Annotated in this window: 16 protein-coding genes; 13 read left to right on the top strand and 3 right to left on the bottom strand. The window is 63.0% G+C overall.

What is annotated here, in order from left to right; genetic code table 11:
- The first annotated feature begins 39 nt into the window (after positions 1-39).
- On the top strand, positions 40-876 hold the full coding sequence (locus tag HYG82_RS30750; protein ID WP_179260871.1) for a proline dehydrogenase family protein: 837 nt from the start codon (positions 40-42) through the stop codon (positions 874-876).
- 155 nt (positions 877-1,031) lie between these two features.
- Here the strand turns inward: HYG82_RS30750 and HYG82_RS30745 are convergent, their stop codons facing one another.
- Complete coding sequence (locus HYG82_RS30745; protein WP_179260870.1) at positions 1,032-1,475, bottom strand: PadR family transcriptional regulator; 444 nt, start codon at positions 1,473-1,475, stop codon at positions 1,032-1,034.
- A 195-nt stretch (positions 1,476-1,670) separates the two neighbouring features.
- Here HYG82_RS30745 and HYG82_RS30740 point away from each other — a divergent pair, with 195 nt between their 5' ends.
- The 5 genes from HYG82_RS30740 to argS all read left to right on the top strand — a co-directional run bounded on the left by HYG82_RS30740 (position 1,671) and on the right by argS (position 6,602).
- Positions 1,671-1,946 (top strand): ArsR family transcriptional regulator, encoded by a 276-nt coding sequence (locus HYG82_RS30740; RefSeq protein WP_235217876.1) that lies wholly within the window; start codon positions 1,671-1,673, stop codon positions 1,944-1,946.
- A 122-nt stretch (positions 1,947-2,068) separates the two neighbouring features.
- The gene (locus HYG82_RS30735) at positions 2,069-3,028 is read left to right on the top strand and encodes a succinylglutamate desuccinylase/aspartoacylase family protein (protein ID WP_179260869.1); all 960 of its coding nucleotides are present in this window, start codon (positions 2,069-2,071) and stop codon (positions 3,026-3,028) included.
- A gap of 1 nt (position 3,029) precedes the next feature.
- The gene (locus HYG82_RS30730; RefSeq protein WP_179260868.1) at positions 3,030-4,187 is read left to right on the top strand and encodes a threonine synthase; all 1,158 of its coding nucleotides are present in this window, start codon (positions 3,030-3,032) and stop codon (positions 4,185-4,187) included.
- A gap of 25 nt (positions 4,188-4,212) precedes the next feature.
- The gene (locus HYG82_RS30725; protein WP_179260867.1) at positions 4,213-4,749 is read left to right on the top strand and encodes an NUDIX domain-containing protein; all 537 of its coding nucleotides are present in this window, start codon (positions 4,213-4,215) and stop codon (positions 4,747-4,749) included.
- A gap of 74 nt (positions 4,750-4,823) precedes the next feature.
- Entirely contained in the window at positions 4,824-6,602 is a 1,779-nt protein-coding gene (argS, locus tag HYG82_RS30720; protein WP_179260866.1) for an arginine--tRNA ligase, read from the top strand.
- 154 nt (positions 6,603-6,756) lie between these two features.
- On the opposite strand, the gene HYG82_RS30715 is transcribed toward argS, so the two are convergent.
- Together HYG82_RS30715 and HYG82_RS30710 are read right to left on the bottom strand one after the other, a co-directional pair.
- A complete protein-coding gene (locus HYG82_RS30715) occupies positions 6,757-7,287 on the bottom strand; it encodes a DUF8159 domain-containing protein (protein WP_179260865.1) in 531 nt (176 codons plus the stop codon).
- Positions 7,288-7,607: 320 nt separating this feature from the next.
- Entirely contained in the window at positions 7,608-8,474 is an 867-nt protein-coding gene (locus HYG82_RS30710) for a MinD/ParA family ATP-binding protein (protein WP_179260864.1), read from the bottom strand.
- A 239-nt stretch (positions 8,475-8,713) separates the two neighbouring features.
- Here HYG82_RS30710 and prf1 point away from each other — a divergent pair, with 239 nt between their 5' ends.
- The 7 genes from prf1 to HYG82_RS30675 all read left to right on the top strand — a co-directional run bounded on the left by prf1 (position 8,714) and on the right by HYG82_RS30675 (position 18,640).
- Positions 8,714-9,973 carry a peptide chain release factor aRF-1 gene (prf1, locus tag HYG82_RS30705; protein ID WP_179260863.1) on the top strand — a complete coding sequence of 420 codons (1,260 nt, stop codon included), beginning with the start codon at positions 8,714-8,716 and terminating at the stop codon, positions 9,971-9,973.
- A 272-nt stretch (positions 9,974-10,245) separates the two neighbouring features.
- A complete protein-coding gene (locus HYG82_RS30700; RefSeq protein ID WP_179260862.1) occupies positions 10,246-11,175 on the top strand; it encodes an NAD-dependent epimerase/dehydratase family protein in 930 nt (309 codons plus the stop codon).
- 137 nt (positions 11,176-11,312) lie between these two features.
- Entirely contained in the window at positions 11,313-12,551 is a 1,239-nt protein-coding gene (locus tag HYG82_RS30695; RefSeq protein WP_179260861.1) for a lysylphosphatidylglycerol synthase transmembrane domain-containing protein, read from the top strand.
- Positions 12,552-12,558: 7 nt separating this feature from the next.
- The gene (locus HYG82_RS30690; RefSeq protein WP_179260860.1) at positions 12,559-13,794 is read left to right on the top strand and encodes an alpha-1 4-glucan-protein synthase; all 1,236 of its coding nucleotides are present in this window, start codon (positions 12,559-12,561) and stop codon (positions 13,792-13,794) included.
- A gap of 39 nt (positions 13,795-13,833) precedes the next feature.
- Positions 13,834-14,994: an extracellular solute-binding protein gene (locus HYG82_RS30685; RefSeq protein WP_179260859.1), complete on the top strand. Its 1,161-nt coding sequence runs from the start codon at positions 13,834-13,836 to the stop codon at positions 14,992-14,994.
- Positions 14,991-16,601, top strand: a complete 1,611-nt coding sequence (locus tag HYG82_RS30680) for an ABC transporter permease (protein ID WP_179260858.1) — start codon at positions 14,991-14,993, stop codon at positions 16,599-16,601. Before HYG82_RS30685 ends, HYG82_RS30680 begins: the two co-directional genes overlap by 4 nt.
- A gap of 32 nt (positions 16,602-16,633) precedes the next feature.
- Positions 16,634-18,640: an ArnT family glycosyltransferase gene (locus tag HYG82_RS30675; protein WP_179260857.1), complete on the top strand. Its 2,007-nt coding sequence runs from the start codon at positions 16,634-16,636 to the stop codon at positions 18,638-18,640.
- The last annotated feature ends 50 nt before the right edge of the window (positions 18,641-18,690 follow it).

Here is an 18,690-nt window from a genome sequence, read left to right as displayed (position 1 = left end):
AGAGGAACAGTCTTACACGTGGCGATCAAGGTGTCTGATATGATCCCGCCGATAGCGAATCGGTTCGTCGCGGGGGAGTCGCCGGCGACAGCGCTCGAGCACGTCCGCCAACTGAACGAGCGCGACGTGAGCGCGATCGTCAATCTCCTCGGAGAGCACTACGACGAACACGATCCAGTCGCCGCGGACGCCGCCGAATACCGGCGGCTCGTCTCCGACATCGCGAATTCGGGACTCGAGGCAGCTATCTCCGTCAAACCCTCGCAGTTGGGACTGGATCTCGGCGAGGACGTGTTTCGAGCGGAACTGACCGAGGTCGTCGACGCCGCTGCCGACCGCGGCGTCTTCGTCTGGATCGACATGGAAGATCACACGACGACCGACGCGACCCTGGACGCGTTCGAGGCCATGGCCCGACGACACGGCAGCGGCGTCGGAATTTGCGTGCAAGCTAACCTCCGTCGGACGCGAGCGGACGTGAGGCGGCTTGCAGACGTTCCCGGAAAGGTTCGCTTCGTCAAAGGGGCGTACGATCCCCCGTCGGACGTCGCCTATTCTGACAGCGATCGGATCGACGAGGAGTACCGGAAACTGCTCGAGTACGCGTTCGAACACTACGACGGTGGTATCGGCGTCGGAAGCCACGATCCGGCGATGATCGAATTCGCGAAAGCGTTGCACGACTGGTACGGGACCGACTTCGAGATTCAGATGCTCATGGGCGTCCGCGAGGACGCCCAGTACGAGTTAGCCGCGGAATACGACGTCTGGCAGTACGTTCCCTACGGCGATCGGTGGAAATCGTATTTCTACCGTCGGGTCACCGAACGGACCGACAACCTCAAATTCGCGCTCCGGGCGGTTCTCAGCGGGTGAGGGGGACTCGAGAGCGGGCTCCTGAAGCGGTGCATCCTCTTCGTCGACCGCGAGCGCACAGTTGTCACAGAGCCACCAGCCGACGAGCGGGTCACGTTCGAGATTCTTCCGGTTGCAATCCGGCCATCCCCTGGTTCCGCGGTCTCGGGCCTCGATCATCCGTTCTTGCCCCCGTCTCGAGCGACAGTCTCGGTTGCGGGCTCGGCTTCGACGGTTCGGATGCCACAGATCTCCGCGAGGCGCTCGGCGCGCTGTAACAGGAGAGCGCGACCCTCATCCGTGAGGCGGTATTCGGACGTCCGTTCAGTGTGTCGCACGCGTCTCGAGAGGAGGACACGACCGACGAGCACCATCAGATCCGCGTACCGGTGTGTTTGCTTCGCGACGGGAGAACGCCGCTCGAGCGTTCGTAGTATCTCGGGTTCGTCAACTGGATTCGCGTCGTTCTCGCGACGGGACACGATCTCGAGGCAGTCGCGTTGAACCGCGGTGAGGTCGGTCCACGTCGTCCCGTCGACAGACAGGAAGGGGCAGTCGTGCTCGTGTGATGCGTCTGAGCGGGCGGAGATTTCGGGGCTTTGTGTGTCGTCTTCGGCCATTGTATATTGATGTCTAGTTATCTCGCGCATTCTTTGCCAACTTCACCTGACAGGATATGAACACGCGTGCAAGTCACCAGGTAACCCGTTTCGTTGCATCGCGATAAACCTAACCCTATCTGTTGCATCATGCAACAAATAGGGTTATTAGTAAGACTCCTGATTATTTGGTCATCGGAAAATAAACAAGGAACTGTGCAACCGAGCTGGTGGAGCAAGTACGATGGGCCAATTCTGGAGATGCTCTACGAAAGCGGCAAGGCCCTCCCACCGCGCGTCATCTTGTTTAATCTCGAATACGAAGAACGGGCCTCACCGCATCGATCCACGGTAAAGCGCCGACTGAAACGGCTCACTGATCATGAACTCACCGAGAAAGTCGATGACTCGGGATATTATATCCTGACTGACAAAGGCCGTTCGTGGGTCGAAGGGGACCTCGATAATCGTGACCTGGAAGCGGATTGGTAAAGGGTGATCCGAACTGCGCCGTCCGAAATCGGAACGTCTGTCCGTTTCCGTCGCCGTCCAGTCTATCGAAATACCTGAGATCAAAGGATAGTATAAAGGCCAACGGGTTCATCGTGAGGGACATGACGACGACGCTCGGAACGGCGAGCGCGGGGCCCGGCGAAATCGACACGGGCCGTCTCGAGGTCGGCGAAACGCGGGACGGGAGCCCGTTCGGGCTCCCCGTCGCCGTGGTAAACGGCGAATCCCGGGGAAAGACTCTCTACATGCAGGCCGCGAGCGACGGTGACGAACTCAACGGTGTGGGCGTTATCCAGCGCATCGTGCCGCAGTTCGATCCCGCCGAACTCTCTGGGACGATCCTGATAGTCGGAATCGTAAACTATCACGCGTTCCAGGTTGCTGAACATCGAAACCCGATCGACGACACGAAGATGAACCGGACGTATCCCGGCAACGAGGGCGGAACCTCGAGCGAGCGGATCGCTGCTGCGACCTTCGACAATGCGATGCGTGCGGATCTGATCCTCGACCTCCATCAGGGATCGACCAGTCGAATGCTCGACGAAGTTCGCGTTCGCTGCGGGAAGCGCCATCGGCTCCACGAGCAGTGTCTCGAACTGGCCAAGGCCTTCGGCTGCGGCTACGTGCTCGATCAGAAAGGCCCGGACGGACAACTGGCTCGTACCGCTCCCGACGAAGGCATTCCGACGGTCGATCCCGAACTCGGCGGGGCGGTCGGCTGGGACGAACACAGCATTCAAGCGGGCGTCGAAGGCGTCTTTAACGTACTCCGATACTACGACTTCCTCGAGGGCGACCAGCAACTCGAGCCACAGACCCGAGCCAGCGGGTTCAAGCAGTACGGCGCGCCCGCGGGCGGACTCGTGACCATGCACAGGGAACTCGGCGACCGAGTTCGACCCGGCGACGCGATATTCGAGATCACGACTCCCTTCGGCGAGCCGAAAGCCGAGGTGACGGCCGACAGCGACGGCATCCTCTGGCGGATTCGGCGGCTCCCCCAGGTCGCGACCGGTGAATACGTCTGCTCCGTTGGAACCGATATCGGTGAGTACTGACATGGCATCGAATCTCACCTGTCCCAGGTGCGACGCCGTCTACGAGGCCAGCCCCACGGAACCGTGGCGTTGTGCCTGCGAACATCCGCTCGAGTTTACGGAACGACCCCATCCGAACGGAGACCCGCTGCCGCTGCACAGCCTCGACACCAGCGAGGGGCTCTGGACGTTCTTCGAGTTTCTCCCGATCGAACAGCACGTCACCTTCTACGAGGGGTTCACGCCGATAGTCGACGCTCCCGACTGGGGCGCCCAGTTCAAACTCGAATACGTCTTCCCGACCGGATCGTTCAAGGATCGGGGTGCGACGACGACCCTTTCGCGGGCCGTCGAAATCGGCGTCGAGAAGGTCATCGAAGATTCCTCGGGCAACGCCGGCGCGTCCATCGCGACCTACGCGGCCCATGCGGGGCTCGAGGCGGATATCTTCGTTCCAGCGGACGTCAAACAATCGAAGCTGATGACGATTCAGCGGGCCGATGCCCGTCCCGTTCGAATCGACGGGACGCGTGCAGACGTCGCGGCCGCCTGTCACGAAGCCGTCGAAGGCGAGGCGGACGACGAACATGGATCGACCGCGAACGGTACCGTCCCGAAACAGACGGGCGAGGGCTGGTACGCCAGCCACGCCTGGAACCCTGCGTTCCTCGCCGGCACGATGACGTTCGCCTTCGAGGTGGCCGCCCAGCAGGGATGGTCCGTCCCCGACGCCGTCGTCCTCCCGATCGGGCAAGGAACGCTCTTTCTCGGTGCGTACCGAGGTTTCTCGCTTCTCAACGAGGCCGGAATCGTCGACGGGATGCCCCGATTGCTCGGTGCGCAGGCGGCCGGCTACGCACCGATCGTCGAAGCTCTCGGCGGCGAAACGACCGACGAGGACGGCAACGGAACCACCATCGCCGACGGCATCCAGATCTCCGATCCCGCGCGAAAAGACGAAATCCTCGCGGCGATCGAAGAGACGAACGGGGACGTGATCGCCCTGGGTGGCGATCCGATCGAGACCGCGCTCGACCGACTCCACCGGAACGGGTTCTACGTCGAACCGTCCTGTGCGGTGGCTCCCGCCGCCCTCGAGCAGTTCCGTGAGGACGAGGTCCTTGCAGCGGACGCGGACGTCGTCGTCCCGCTGACCGGAAGCGGATTGAAAACCCTTTGAACCGCCGGTCCTGAAGCCCGGGTAGATGGTCAGCCGACCGCCGACGTTCTGCCCCGATTGTGGCGCTCGACTCGAGACGATCACGTTCGACGACCGCGAGCGCATGCAGTGTCCGACCTGTGAGACCATCGTCTGGCACAATCCGGTCCCCTGTGCCGGCGTGGCGGTGGTCGATTCGTCCGGGCCCGAACCTGCCGTTCTTTGCGTCGAACGCGGCATCCCGCCGGGGGTCGGCGAGTGGACGATTCCCGGTGGGCACATAGAGATCGGCGAAGAACCGGCCGCTGCGGCCGCCCGCGAACTCGCCGAGGAGACCGGAATCGTCGTCGAGACGGTCGATCTCGAGATCATGGCCGCGTCGGCGTTGCCGCCGCGAGCAGACAAACACGTGGTGACGGTCCACTACGTGGCCGACTGGGCCGACGCCGAAGGCGACCCGGTGGCGGGAAGCGACGCGACGGACGCCCGCTTCTGGACGCCAGCCGAATTCGCCGCCTCGAGCGAAACGTTTCGGCCGATCCACGAGGACCGATTCCGGGAGGCCGCAACGCTGTTCGAATGACGAACCCGCGTCCGCGTATCGGGGGCGAAACGAAACCCGACATTCCTTTACTCGCGCCCTGAATACGGGCGGGTATGTTCCTCTCCCTACGCGCGGAAGTCGCGGACGCCCTCGAAGGGGCGCTTTCGACGCTCGATTTTCCGACGGACGATCTGGGACTCGAAGAACCGCCGGACGACGTCGGCAGCGTCCTCGCCTCGAGCGTGGCGTTCAGACTGGCGGGCGAAGCGGGGGCGGCGCCGCCCCAGGTCGCCGGGCGGATCGCGGCCGAAATCGACGCCGACGAGCTGACGTACGTATCCGAGGTACTGACCCAGGGCCCCTACCTCAACTTTCTGCCGGGCGACGACTACTTCGCGGTGACACTCGAGCGGGCGACCGACGACTCCTACGGCAGTCTCCCGGATCGGTCGGAATCGGTCGTCGTCGAACACACGAGCGCGAACCCGACGGGACCGGTCCACGTCGGCCGCGCCCGGAATCCGATCATCGGGGACGCCGTCGCGAACGTCCTCGCGTTCGCCGGGTACGACGTCGACCGACACTACTACGTCAACGACGCGGGCCGGCAGATGGCCGTCTTCACCTGGGCCTACGAGACGTTCGACGAGGACGACCTCGAGGCCGAACCCGAGCGCGACCGCATCGAGTACGACCTGGTTCGCTACTACCGAAAGGGCAACGCGTACCTGGAAAATGCGCCGGAAGCCGACGTCGAGGCGGCCGAAGCGGAAATCGAGTCGATTATGCAGGGACTCGAGGCAGGCGACGACGAGGCCTACGAGCGAGTTAGCGAGGTCGTCGATCAGGTTCTCGGTGGAATGACGGAGTGCCTCGCTCGATTGCCCGCGGAGTTTGACGAGTTCGTCAAGGAGACGCGGTTCATGCGAAACGGTGCGACCGACGACCTCGTCGATCGCCTCCGGGCTCTCGACGAAGCGATCTACGAGGAAGACGCCTGGCAGTTCGAACTCGACGAACACGGTATCGACAAGAATCTCGTTTTCCTGCGGTCGGACGACACCTCGCTGTACGTCACCCGCGACCTGGCCCACCACGAGTGGAAGTTCGACGAGTACGACCGCGCGGTAACCGTCCTCGGTGAGGACCACAAACTCCAGGCCCGACAGCTCCGAACGACGCTCGAGTTGTTGGGCAACGACACGGATCAACTGCAGCAGGTCCTCTATTCGTACGTCAACCTTCCCGAAGGGAAGATGAGTACGCGCCGCGGCACCGGCGTCGATCTGGACGACCTGCTCGACGAAGCGATCGACCGCGCCCGCGGGGAAGTAGAGGACCGACTCGACGACCGCATCCGGGATGACGATCTGGACGACGCGGATATCGAGCGCATCGCCCATCAGGTGGGAATCGGCGCCGTCCGCTACGACATCGTCTCCAAGCAGCCGACGAAGGCGATCACCTTCGAGTGGGACCGGGCACTCGACTTCGAGGCCCAGTCCGCTCCGTACGTCCAATACGTTCACGCGCGCTGCTGTGGCATCCTGGAAGAAGCGGGAATCGATCCGGACACGGGCATGGACGACGTCGAAACGGCCGTCGACGCCGATCTCCTCGAAACCCCCGAAGAACGGGACTTACTCGAGACGATCGCGCGGTTCCCGGCTATCGTCGACGAGGCCGCGGACGACCTCGAGCCACATCAGGTCGCGACGTACACGCGCGAGTTCGCCGACCGATTCAACGCTTTCTACCGGGAGTGTCCGGTGCTTGCTGACGACGTCGATCCCGACCTTCGCAACGCACGGCTGGCGCTGGTGGCCGCCTCGAAACACGCGGTCGCGAACGCGCTGTCGATCCTCGGCGTTGCCGCGCCGCGCTCGATGTGAGTAGCCGCGCCGCGCTCGATGTGAGTAGCCGGGCCGCGCTCGATGTGAGTAGCCGCGCCGCGCTCAGCCTTCATCGACGGCGTATACTCGCTTCTCATCACGTCTACCCTTCCTCCAAAAGAACGTTCGCTACCCGCGCTAACTCCGGCCGTCGTTAGTGAGATTTGTCCGCGGTTTCGCGGACATGTTCCATGAATTCGGCCTGATCCATTTCGCCGTTGATGTACTCGGTCGCCCACGCGACGTCGACGGTGAACGACATCACCATCGCTCCATCTTTCTCGAGGACCCATGCGACGCTGTCGACCGCCGCCGCAAACGCTTCGGGATCGGTAATCGCTCGCTTCATGTCGGGGCCCAGAGATTCGAGTTCCGCGAACAGCGTCTCGGGATCGGTCGTCGTCGTCGTGGCGACGACGTCGATTTCTTTGGCGGCTTTATTGACGTCCTCGACCGTCACTTTCTCGCTGTCGAGTTTCAGTTTGTCGCGATCGAAGCCCGGGATGTCGGCTGTGTTGTCGGATTCGCTCGAATCGTCGGACCCGTTGCCGTTTCCGTCGCCGTTGAGCGATCCGTCGGAGCCGTCGTTTTGATTGGATTCGTCGCCCGTTTCGTCGCTGGAACAGCCAGCGAGGACGGTTGCGAGCGTTGCACCACTGCCGAGGAGGATTTTTCGTCGCTCCATAGGCGAGCCATCGAGAACCGGTCTGATTAGTAATCAGTTCGTTATCGTTTCTATCGTCAACGACAACGAATTTAGGGAGTAATCGGTCCAAAACTGGATCGAGAAACCACCGGCAAACCGCTCGGGCCTACGGACGTAACAGCGGTCCACAGTCTGTCTCCAGTGCGTGACGGTCACGCGGGTGTGACCGTTCTCGGTGCGGAGTATTCACCCCATTCGGTAGAAACGAGTACAGTGTGAGCGAAAACAACAGTGGAAGGCACTCTTTACCGGCGGGTCGTCGGAAGGCGGTGTCGACCGCCGGCTACTCGAGTGGCCGATCAGGGGTCGGTTTCTGCTTCCGTGATCGCACTCGAAACGTCGTCGTGCGCTGCCTCCCGACTCGCCGAGTCGCCGTCCGGTTCGGCCGTCTGCGTCGAGTCGGCTTCGGTCTCCGCGGGTCTGTTCGCACCGCCGTCGGTGGCGGGCTCCGCGACGTCGACGTCCGTTAGATCCGCTGCGATTCGGCGGTAGGCGACGGCTCCGGGCCCGTTCGGTTCGAATACGACGAGCGGCGTGCCGGCGTAGACGCTGTCCCGGGCGGCGGAATCTTCGGGGACGCTTCCGAGTAGCGACACCCCGAGACGGTCGGCGAGGTCTTCGTGAGAGACGTCGCTATCGGGGCGGGTCCGAGTGAGGATCAGGCCGGCGACGGAGCCACCGGCGCGCTTGGTCAGCTCGAGGGTCTTCTTCGAGTCGTGAATGGCGGCCGGTTCGGGTGTCGAAACGAGAACGACCGCGTCGGCGAGTCCGAGCGGCAAGACGGTCTCGTGGCTGATACCGGCGCCGATGTCGAGGAAAACGTAATCGAACTTCGACCGAAGCTTGGCGACGGCCTTGCCGAGCCCTTCGGGTGAAGTTTCGGCGTAATCGTCGAGGCTGGTCCCGCTCGGAACGGCGAATATGTTGTCCGCCAATCGATACGTTGCGTCGTCGATCGATGCATCGCCGGCCAATACGTCGTATAGGGTCGTCGAGTCGGGAGAGAGACTGACGAATCCGGCGAGATTCGCCATTCCCAGGTCGGCGTCGACGACGACGACCCGCTTCCCTGCCTCGGCCAGCGCCGTACCGAGGTTGACCGTCGTCGTCGTTTTCCCGACACCACCCTTCCCGCTCGCGATAGCGTAGACCGTCTCCTGAGACATACTCGGTTACTGTCCAGACTGTAGAACGGCAACACCTTAAATCGTCACCTCGCTTTTCGGCTCGTACCGTCGAATCGACACGTCGATCAGGGACTCAGAGACGTCGCGACGAACGTCATCGGTAATTTGTTCGCCGGCGGTCTGCGGTTCCGTCGACGTTCGGTGGTCCACCCCAACTCGATAGGTCGATGACGGGTGTGTCAAAGGATTCTTACCCACAGCTCCGTTTTGTTCGGCTAATGAGCCAGGAGGGCGAGCAGGAGCAATCCGACCGGAAGAAATACGAGTTCCGGAAGGTCATCGAAGATCTCAAGAATTACGACGGCTCCGGAACGCAGCTCGTGACGATCTACGTTCCCGAGGATAGACAGATCAGTGACGTCGTTCAACACGTCACGCAGGAACACAGCGAAGCGGCTAACATCAAATCCAAACAGACTCGAACGGCCGTCCAGGACGCGTTGACGAGCATCAAAGACCGGCTCCGATACTTCGACACCTTTCCGCCGGACAACGGCATCGTGTTGTTCTCGGGTGCCGTCGACTCCGGTGGCGGCCGAACCGAGATGGTTACCAAGGTCCTCGAGAGCCCGCCCCAGCCAATCGAATCCTTCCGCTATCACTGCGACTCGGACTTTCTAACCGAACCGCTCGAGGAGATGCTCGCCGACAAGGGCCTGTACGGCCTGATCGTCCTCGATCGCCGCGAGGCAAACGTCGGTTGGTTGAAAGGAAAGCGCATCGAACCGGTCAAGTCAGCCTCCTCGCTCGTTCCTGGCAAGCAGCGCAAAGGTGGCCAGTCCGCCCAGCGATTCGCTCGCCTCCGCCTCGAGGCTATCGACAACTTCTATCAGGAGGTCGCGGGGATGGCGAACGATCTGTTCGTCCCGAAACGCCACGAACTCGACGGGATCCTCGTCGGCGGCCCGTCGCCGACCAAAGACGAGTTTCTGGACGGTGACTACCTCCACCACGAGATTCAGGACAACGTAATCGGGAAGTTCGACGTCGCCTACACGGACGAATCTGGCCTGAAGGACCTCGTCAACAACGCCGAAGACGCGTTGGCCGACGCCGAGGTGATGAAGGACAAGCAGGTGATGGAGGAGTTTTTCGAGGAACTCAACGCCGGCGATCTGGCGACCTACGGCTTCGAGCAGACTCGCCGAAACCTGATGATGGGAGCGGTCGACCGCCTGCTGATCAGCGAGGACCTCCGGAAGGACGTCATTACCTACGACTGTCCCGAATGCGGAACCACCGAGCGGGAGGTGATCGACCGCCGAAAGTCGATTCCGACCCACACCTGTACCGAGTGCGGAACTGACGTCGAGGCGTCCGACGAGGACCGCGAGGACGCTATCGACCACCTCATCGATATCGCCGAACAGCGGGGGACGGAGACGAAATTCATCTCGACGGACTTCGAGAAGGGAGAACAGCTCTACAACGCGTTCGGCGGGTTTGCCGGGATTCTGCGGTATAGTACCGGCGTCTAGATCGACCTATTTCTTCTACTCGTGGCACCCGTTCGTCTGAGCGACGTGTCTTCTACTCGTGGCACCCGTTCGTCTGAGCGACGTGTCTTCTACTCGTGGCACCCGTTCGTCTGAGCGACGTGTCTTCTACTCGTGGCACCCGTTCGTCTGAGCGACGTGTCTTCTACTCGTGGCACCCGTTCGTCTGAGCGGTGTGAAACGAACGGAGTGACCCACGATCCATAGTCGGCGAAACCCAACAGGATTAACAGCGCACCGAGCAACGAGAGAGTATGTCACTTTCGGATCGACGGGCTCTCGTCACGGGTGGTGCCGGATTCATCGGCTCGCACCTCGCCGAGCGCCTGCTCGCGGACGGGTCGGACGTGCTCCTCGTCGACGACCTCTCGAATGGCGATCGCGATCGTATCCCGGACGGCGCGGAGTTTCTCGAGGCCGATCTCACGGAGCCAACCGCGCTCGACGGCCACCTCGACGATGTCGACGTCGTTTTTCACCTGGCGGCGTCGAAGCACGTCGACACGGACCGGCCACACGGTCAGTTCGACGACAATACGCGAATGACGCGAAACATCCTCGAAGCGATGGCCGACGCCGACGTGACGGAAATCGCCTACACCTCCACTTCGACGGTCTACGGCGAGGCCCCGCGGCCGACGCCCGAGGATTATGCGCCGCTCGAGCCGATCAGCGCCTACGGTGCCAGCAAGTTAGCCGACGAAGGGTTACTCTCCGCGCGGGCACACAGCCACGATCTCACCGTCTGGAACTTCCGCTTCGCGAACGTCGTGGGGCCGCGACTGCGCGGCGCAGTGATCCCGGACTTCATCGAGAAGCTCCGGGACGACCCCGAGCACCTGACGATCCTCGGTGACGGCCGTCAGGAGAAGTCCTACCTTCACGTCGAGGACTGCCTCGACGCCATGTTCCACGTCGTCGATCATGCGAACGCGGCGATGAACACCTACAATCTCGGGACGCGCACGACGACGTCGGTCGACCGGATCGCGACGATCGTCGCCGAGGAGCTGGGTGTCGACCCCGACCGCGAATACACCGGCGGCGAACGGGGATGGACCGGCGACGTCCCGAAGATGCGCCTCTCCATCGAGAAGCTGTCCGCGCTCGGCTGGGAACCCAGCCTTTCGAGTGACGAGGCGGTGCGGCGCTCGACTCGAGAGATCATCGAGGAATTTCAGTAACCGAGTACTGTCGGTGCGGAACGGACGTGCATCCGTTGTGCCGTGGTCCTGGCGAAAACGGTCTCGAGAGCGACCGTCGGTCCCAATCCCATCCGTTTTAGGTGGGCTTAAATATCTGGGCCCGGGAGAACTCGCACATGGAAAACGGGGGTGAGCGAACCGGCGGTGAGCGATCGGGCCAGGACGAACGATCGATCCCGCCTACTGCCGACGGTCGCTCTCCCTCGAGAACCGAACGCACCGAGTCGGAACGGGAGAGCGAGTGCCGTGGGTCGTCGAATCGCAGCCTCGCCGATTGTACTCGCGGCCGATTGGCTATCGCGGGGACGGTGGTCGTGTTGCTCGCACTGGTCGTGGCCCTCCGGGAACTGGATGTGCGAACCGTCGTCGGCGAGGTCTCGAGCGCCGATCCGCGCTTGTTGGCTGGTGCGATTGTCGTGTACGCCGTTTCGTGGCCACTCCGCGGGCTGCGGTATCGCGACGCGCTGGCGGCGATGGGTCACCGAAGCGACACCACCTTTGCGACGATGGCCGTTTTCGCCAGTCAGACGGCGAACCTCGCAATTCCGGCACGAGCCGGGGATGCGGTACGCGCCCACGTGATGCGAACGAACCGAGACGTTCCGTACACCGCAGGGTTCGCGTCACTGTCCGTCGAGCGCGTGTTCGATTTGCTGACGATCGCCGCGCTCGCGGGGCTTTCTACCGCGTGGCTCGTCCTTACCGATGCAGCTGGTCCGCTCGCGGTCGTCGCGTCGGCCGACCGCGGACGAACTGCCGTTCTGGTCGCGGCGGTCGTGAGTCTTGCGTCCGCGGGGATCGGCGTGGCGGTCGTTACGTCCGCTCGAGCAGATCACGGACTTGGCGCGTGGCTCCACGCGCGGGTCGAGAACTGGCCGCGCCTCGAGTGGGGTCTCGACGCTATGCTTCGGTTTGTAGAGGACGTACAGGAAGTTGCTCGACGACCGCGAGCCCTCGTGCGCATCGGCGCCGAGAGTCTGGTAGTGTGGTCGCTCGACGTGTGTACTGCAGTCCTCGTCCTCGCGTCGCTCGGGAACGATCTCGGGTTCGCTTCCTTGCTTTCGGTCGGGACGCTTGCGGTCAGCGTCGGCAATCTCGCGAAAGTCCTCCCGCTCTCGCAGGGAGGCGTCGGTCTCTACGAGGCCGCCTTTACGGCACTGGTCGTCGGCCTGACGCCGATCGGTCCGAGTACGGCCCTCGCCGCTGCGATCGTCGATCACGCCCTGAAAAACGGCGTAACGCTGATCGGCGGTACAGGATGTATCGCCGCGCTGGGTCTCTCACTCTCGGACGGGCCGAAGGAGTCGAAACCGAGACGGCAGACCGGCAGTTTTTTAGGTTGGCCTAAAAGATAGTGGTGTAATGAAACGCGACATCTGCGTTATCGTGCCGACGATCCGGGAGTACGAGTGTCTGCGCTCGTACTTCGGGAACGCTCGCGATCACGGCTTCGACCTCTCGCGGCTCCACGTCGTTCTCGTCACCGAGGACTTCTGCGAGACAGACGCGATGCAGGCGATGCTCGACGACGAAGGTGTCTCGGGCGACGTTTTCGACGGCAGTCGCCGCGAGGAGTGGTACGCAGACCACGACGTAGCGGAGTACGCCCACGTCGTCCCGGATGCAAGCCACGCCGAGACGAGCTTCGGACTGCTTTACATGTGGGCTCACGACGAGTTCGACTACGGGTTTTTCATCGACGACGATACGCTCCCCCACCCCGACGAAGATTTCTTCGGAACACATATGCAGAACTTGGCTTTCGAGGGCGAGATCGAGTCGGTGTCCGCAGACGAGCGGTGGGTGAACGTACTCTATCAGAACGCGGACGACCACGGCCTCTATCCGCGCGGATATCCCTACTCGGCGATGGGCGAGACCGTCGAGACCGGAACGACCGAGATCGACGGTGGTGACGTCGTCGCCTCGCAGGGTCTGTGGACGAACGTCCCCGACCTCGACGCCGTGCGCATTCTCATGGACGGCGACCTCGAGGGACAGGCCCAGACCCGAACCAGCAGCGAGGACTTCGGCGACGATTTCGTCGCCGCTCGCGGGAACTACCTCACGGTCTGCTCGATGAACCTCGCATTCCGGCGCGAGGTGATCCCCGCGTTCTACCAGCTGCCGATGGACGATAACGAGTGGAACGTCGGGCGATTCGACGATATCTGGTCGGGAGTCTTCCTCAAGCGAGCCTGTGACATCCTCGACAAGCGGATCTACAACGGCGCGCCGCTTTGCGAACACAACAAGGCCCCCCGAAGCACCTTCGACGACCTCAATAACGAGGTTCCCGGCCTCGAACTCAACGAACACCTCTGGCGGATAATCGACAGCGTGGAACCGGCGGTTCCACGGGCCGCTCAGTCGGCGGAGCCGTCTGCGGTCGAGGTCGCCGGAGACGCGGACGACTACGCGGTCGTCTTCGAGGCGATGGGGCGTGAACTCGCCGACGGTGACTGGGAGGAGTACACTAACGGCGCGTTCTTCAACCACGTCGGCGAATACATGCTCGATTGGGTCGAGTGCCTGGCGACGCTGGGTTCGGATGCCGGGCTCGAGACTGACCGCGCACAGATCGTCGCTGACGATTGAATCGTCAACTATAAGTTTTTAGGTTGGCCTAAACCGAGTATGAACGGAGACAGCGGAGAGCGCGTGGTAACGCGCAGAAACGCGTTGCAGATGGGGGCCGGACTGGGCGTCACCTCGCTTGCGGGCTGTCTGGGATTTTTTACCAACGATCAGAACGTCGAGATACCGCCACTCTCTGAGTTCCGGGGCTCGGGGACTCTCGTCGAAGGTCGTCCTGCACCGGGTGGAACGTCGATAGAGGACCTCCCGGATCTCTCGGGTGACCTCGCACTCTACATCGGCGGCGGCGAGGGCGGCATCTACTACGAGTTCGTGGAGATGTTACAGGAGATCTATCCCGATTTCACCGTCCATCCGAACGATAACGACTCGGCGTCGCTGGCTCAGACGATCGTCGAGGAAGTAGAGGCCGGTGCGGCCCAGGCGGACGTGTTCTGGTCGATCGACGCCAGTTCGCTGGGGTTCGTCGCGGATAACGATGCCTACGATCCACTGTCGGATACAGCAGTCGACTCGGTCGCAAACGACCAGTTCGTCGGCGACGACAACGCGTGGGCCGGTGTCGCCGGACGTGCACGTTCCGTTCCGTACAACACAGAGGAGTTGAACGAGTCGGACATTCCGTCTACCGTCCAGGAATTTCCGTCGACCGACGCCCTTCAGGGGTCGATGGGCTGGGCACCGACGTACGGGGCGTTCAAATCGTTCGTGACAGCCATGCGCTTGATCGAGGGAGAGGACGCGACCCGCAACTGGCTGTCTGACATGAAAGAAGCCGGTACAGAGCGCCACGGTAACGAATACGCCGTCTCGCAGGCTGTCGCTAACGGCTCCCTGGCGGCCGGATTCGCGAACCACTACTACGCGATGCGCGTCAAAAATCAACAGTCAGACGCGCCGATCGATCTTGCCTTTACCGAAGGTGACGCCGGAGCCCTGATTAACGTCGCCGGCACGCTGAAGGTGAAAGGAACCCAGCGAGGCGAACTCGTCGACGATTTCGTCCGGCACCTGCTATCTTCGGAGGCCCAGGAGTACTTCGCCACGATCAGTTTCGCCTATCCGATGATCGACGGCGTCGAACCGGTCGGCGGACTCCCGACTATCGATGAACTGAACCCACCGGATATCGACCTCGCGAAGCTCTCGAATCTGGAACCAACCCTGAACCTGATGGACGAAGCTGGCGTCTCGGGATGACGATCCGAGAGCAGGTTTCGCGGACAGTCGATCGCGGGACGGACGGAGACGACTCCGCCGTCGACGTCGGACTCACGCTGCTTGCGGCTGCCATCGCGGCCGTACTGGTGCTTCCGCTGACCTGGCTCGTCGTCGATGCCGCCGGCCTCGGTGTCCGGGCGTTCGAACTCGCCGTCGCTCCCAAAAGCATCGACGTGCTGGTCCGAAGCGTCGCTCTCGTGGCAGTCGTTACCGGCGCGAGCGTACTCCTCGGGGTTCCCCTCGCAGTGTTGACCGTTCAGGGAGAGATCCCGTTCCCCCGATTCTGGACCGTTCTCGCTGCACTTCCCCTCGCGGTTCCGAGTTATCTCGGGGCGTTCGCGTTCGTCTCGGCATTCGGTCCGCAGGGAGAACTCGCGGACCTCCTCGCACCCCTTGGCATCGAGTCGATTCCCTCGGTGTACGGGTTCGCCGGGGCTGCGTTCGTGCTGACGCTTTACACCTATCCCTACGTGTTCCTGACGACGCGCGCGGCGCTGCTCTCGTTCGACGGTTCGCTCGTCGAGGCAGCGCGAACGCTCAACACCGGCCGGTGGGAGGCTTTCCGTCGGATCACGTTCCCACAAATCCTTCCGGGGATTACGGCTGGTGCACTGCTCGTAGCACTGTACGCGCTTTCGGACTTCGGCACGCCAAACATCATGCGAGTCGAGGTTTTCACGCAGTTCATCTACGCCCGGCACGTCTTCGCCCGCGATTACGCCGCGTTGCTCTCGCTACAGCTGCTGACCGTGTCCGCGATTATCCTCGCGATCGAATCCCGACTCGGCGTGGACGAATCGGGGGCGTACGAGAGCAGTAGCCATCGCGGCAGCATCGGTCTCGAGCTCGGGGCCTGGCGGTATCCGGCCCTGCTCCTTCCGATCGTGGTCTCGTTGCTCGCGATCGTCCTGCCTATCGCCATCTTCGGAATGTGGCTGACCACGGGCGGGCCCGGGTATCAGGTCGGCCGGCTGACGTTCAGCTGGGAGTACGGGGTGAACTCGGCTTACGTCGCGGTGCTGGCCGCCGCCGTTTCGGTCCTCGTCGCGTTGCCGATCGCGATCGCGTCGGTGACGGCCGATTCGCGCCTGGCTGCGCTGGCCAATCGCGTCCCGTACGTCGGATACGCGACGCCCGGGGTCGTCCTGGCTCTCGCGTTGCTCAGTTTCACGCTCGACGTCTTCCCGGCGATTTACAAGACGGTACCGCTGCTCGTGTTCGCGTACGTCGTCAGATTCATGCCCCAGGCGATCGGATCGATCCGGACCTCGACGCTGCAGGTGGACCGGCAACTCGTCGAAGCGGCCCACACCCTGGGACGGTCGCGGTTGAACACCTTCCGTACGGTGACGCTCCCGCTCATCCTGCCGGGAGTCGCAGCGGGGGCTGCGCTGGTGTTTCTCACGACGATGAAAGAACTGCCCGCGACGCTCATGTTGCGCCCGCTGGGATTCGAGACGCTCGTGACGTTCATCTGGCGGGTCGAGGAAACGGGCCTGTACGGACAGGCCGCAGTCCCGGCGCTCGTTTTGATCTGTATCTCCGGCCTGTCGATGGCCGTGATCGTCGCTCAGGAAGGACGGTGACCTACCCATGAGATACCCATGAGAATCGATCGATGAGACGTCGAACGTGGCGACTCGCCGTCGCCGTGATCGCCTTTGCCGGTGCCATCGCCATATGGCTGCTCGAGACGCGGACGTTTCCGTACCTCTCGGTGAACCACGACGAGGGGGTTTACCTCCAGCAGGCAGCGATGCTGCTGGACGGGCAGTTGTTCGTTCGTCCGCCCGTCGAGGACGTCTTCCGTCCCTGGTTCTTCGTCGAAGACGGTGATCGGCTGTACCCGAAATACGCACCCGTGCCCGCGGCGATGTTCGCGCTTGGCGAACTCGTGGGAGGGTATCGACTCGCGCTTCCTGGAGTCGGGGCTGCCATACTCGCGCTCGTCGCACTGGTGGTCCGCGAAGTGTTCGATCGGCGGACCGGATTCGCAGCGGCTGTGATCGTGCTGTGTTCGCCGCTCTTTCTGATCGAAGCGGCCGTCTTCTTGCCGTACGCGCCGACAGCGATGCTCAACCTGACGTTCGCCTTCAGCTATCTCAGAGCCGATCGGACGGACGATAGACGCTGGGCCGGAGTGGCCGGTGTGGCAATCGGGTTGGCCTTTTTTTCGCGTCCGTACACCGCGGTGCTGTTCGCCGCCCCCTTCGTCGTCCACGCGTGCTGGACGCTCTGGCGTGATCTCCGCGGGGCACTCTCCAGGCAGATTGCTACGGCCACGCTCGGGGTAGCGGGCGTCGGACTCGCGCTGGCCTACAACGCAACCGTGACCGGATCGCCGCTGGTGTTTCCCTACGAAGCGTTCGCGCCGCTGGACGGCCTCGGCTTCGGCCGCCGACAGCTTCTCGGCCCCGGAACGGAGTACACCGTGAGACTGGCGCTGCGGTCGAACGCTCTGGTTTTGACGGAATTCGTCACCGGTTGGATCGCGGGAGGAATTTTCGGCGCGGTCGTCGCCGCGATCGGGTTCGGCGTCGCCGTCCGGCGCGGTCTCTCGCCCCGTGCAGGGATCCTCGCCGGGCAGATCCTCACCATATCCGTCGGGAACGTCTACTTCTGGGGCAACTACAATCTCCTCGGCGATCTCGACCGCGCCGGCGACGGCCTCATCGCCACCCACGGCCCGTACTACCACTTCGATCTCCTGTTGCCGTTCGCCGCGTTCGCCGCTGTCGGCGCGCTGGCGCTGGTCGCAGTCGCCCGGCGAACGGCAACCCGAAATCTGACGCCGCGGGCCGCACGTGTGACGTTCGTCGCTGCGCTGCTGGTAAGCGCGCTCGCCCTAGGCGGCGCGACGGCGGTGAACGTCGACCAGAAGATCGATCGAAACGCTGCCGTTACCGATACTTACGAGCGGGTTTACGAGCCATTCGAGGACGGCCCGACCGAGAGATCGATCGTCTTCCTCCCGACGCCGTACGGCGACTGGCTGGCCCATCCGTTTCAGGCCCTTCGTAACGATCCGGATTTCGACGGCCGGACGGTGTACGCGATGGACGAGCGCCCGTTCGCCGTCTTCGACGAGTATTCCGACCGGTCGCTGTACCGGCTCGCGTATCGCGGCACCTGGGCTCCACACGATGGATCGCCGCGGACAGCTCGGCTTCAGCCGGTCGAGCACACCGCTGGTTCCGCGGTCGAATTGAACGCCAGCGTCGGTGTCCCGTCGGCGGCTGAGAGCGTTACGGTGACCGTCACAACAGCCGAAGGGAGTTCCACACACGTACTCGAGAACACCGCTACCGAAACCACCGTTCGGCTGACCGCTACCGACGGGGCGGTGCAATTGCACGGAACGGGCATCGAGACCGCCGAACCGGTCCGCATCGCAGATCGCGACGACGTCGTACTCGACGTCTTTGCCGACCGGGGGCCCGGGAGTAGTTTCAGCTACCGACTCGAGGTGCCGATCCGGACGGATGGCGAGACCGTCCGTGCGCTAACGCCCAGGGTAGAACGATGTAGCGGAATCCGCGATTGCGGTGGGGAGGCGGCCTACATCCCGGAGCAGTCTCCGGACGGGGTGTTCATCCGAACCGAACTCGCCGCCGTCGAAGAGTAGCGTATCGGACGCGTCGGCGCTGGCCGCGAACCGAGGGGGTACACCGAACC

The sequence above is a fragment of the Natrinema halophilum genome (genome assembly GCF_013402815.2).
In the GTDB taxonomy this organism is placed as follows: domain Archaea; phylum Halobacteriota; class Halobacteria; order Halobacteriales; family Natrialbaceae; genus Natrinema; species Natrinema halophilum.
This window is presented reverse-complemented; position numbering and strand designations above follow the sequence as displayed.

Coding starts and splice junctions, on each gene's coding strand:
- HYG82_RS30700 (WP_179260862.1), top strand. CDS start 10,246: ATGTCACTTTCGGATCGACGGGCTCTCGTCACGGGTGGTGCCGGATTC.
- HYG82_RS30715 (WP_179260865.1), bottom strand. CDS start 7,287: ATGGAGCGACGAAAAATCCTCCTCGGCAGTGGTGCAACGCTCGCAACC.
- HYG82_RS30745 (WP_179260870.1), bottom strand. CDS start 1,475: ATGGCCGAAGACGACACACAAAGCCCCGAAATCTCCGCCCGCTCAGAC.
- HYG82_RS30675 (WP_179260857.1), top strand. CDS start 16,634: ATGAGACGTCGAACGTGGCGACTCGCCGTCGCCGTGATCGCCTTTGCC.
- HYG82_RS30730 (WP_179260868.1), top strand. CDS start 3,030: ATGGCATCGAATCTCACCTGTCCCAGGTGCGACGCCGTCTACGAGGCC.
- HYG82_RS30685 (WP_179260859.1), top strand. CDS start 13,834: ATGAACGGAGACAGCGGAGAGCGCGTGGTAACGCGCAGAAACGCGTTG.
- HYG82_RS30695 (WP_179260861.1), top strand. CDS start 11,313: ATGGAAAACGGGGGTGAGCGAACCGGCGGTGAGCGATCGGGCCAGGAC.
- prf1 (WP_179260863.1), top strand. CDS start 8,714: ATGAGCCAGGAGGGCGAGCAGGAGCAATCCGACCGGAAGAAATACGAG.
- HYG82_RS30725 (WP_179260867.1), top strand. CDS start 4,213: ATGGTCAGCCGACCGCCGACGTTCTGCCCCGATTGTGGCGCTCGACTC.
- HYG82_RS30735 (WP_179260869.1), top strand. CDS start 2,069: ATGACGACGACGCTCGGAACGGCGAGCGCGGGGCCCGGCGAAATCGAC.
- HYG82_RS30750 (WP_179260871.1), top strand. CDS start 40: ATGATCCCGCCGATAGCGAATCGGTTCGTCGCGGGGGAGTCGCCGGCG.
- HYG82_RS30690 (WP_179260860.1), top strand. CDS start 12,559: ATGAAACGCGACATCTGCGTTATCGTGCCGACGATCCGGGAGTACGAG.
- argS (WP_179260866.1), top strand. CDS start 4,824: ATGTTCCTCTCCCTACGCGCGGAAGTCGCGGACGCCCTCGAAGGGGCG.
- HYG82_RS30680 (WP_179260858.1), top strand. CDS start 14,991: ATGACGATCCGAGAGCAGGTTTCGCGGACAGTCGATCGCGGGACGGAC.
- HYG82_RS30710 (WP_179260864.1), bottom strand. CDS start 8,474: ATGTCTCAGGAGACGGTCTACGCTATCGCGAGCGGGAAGGGTGGTGTC.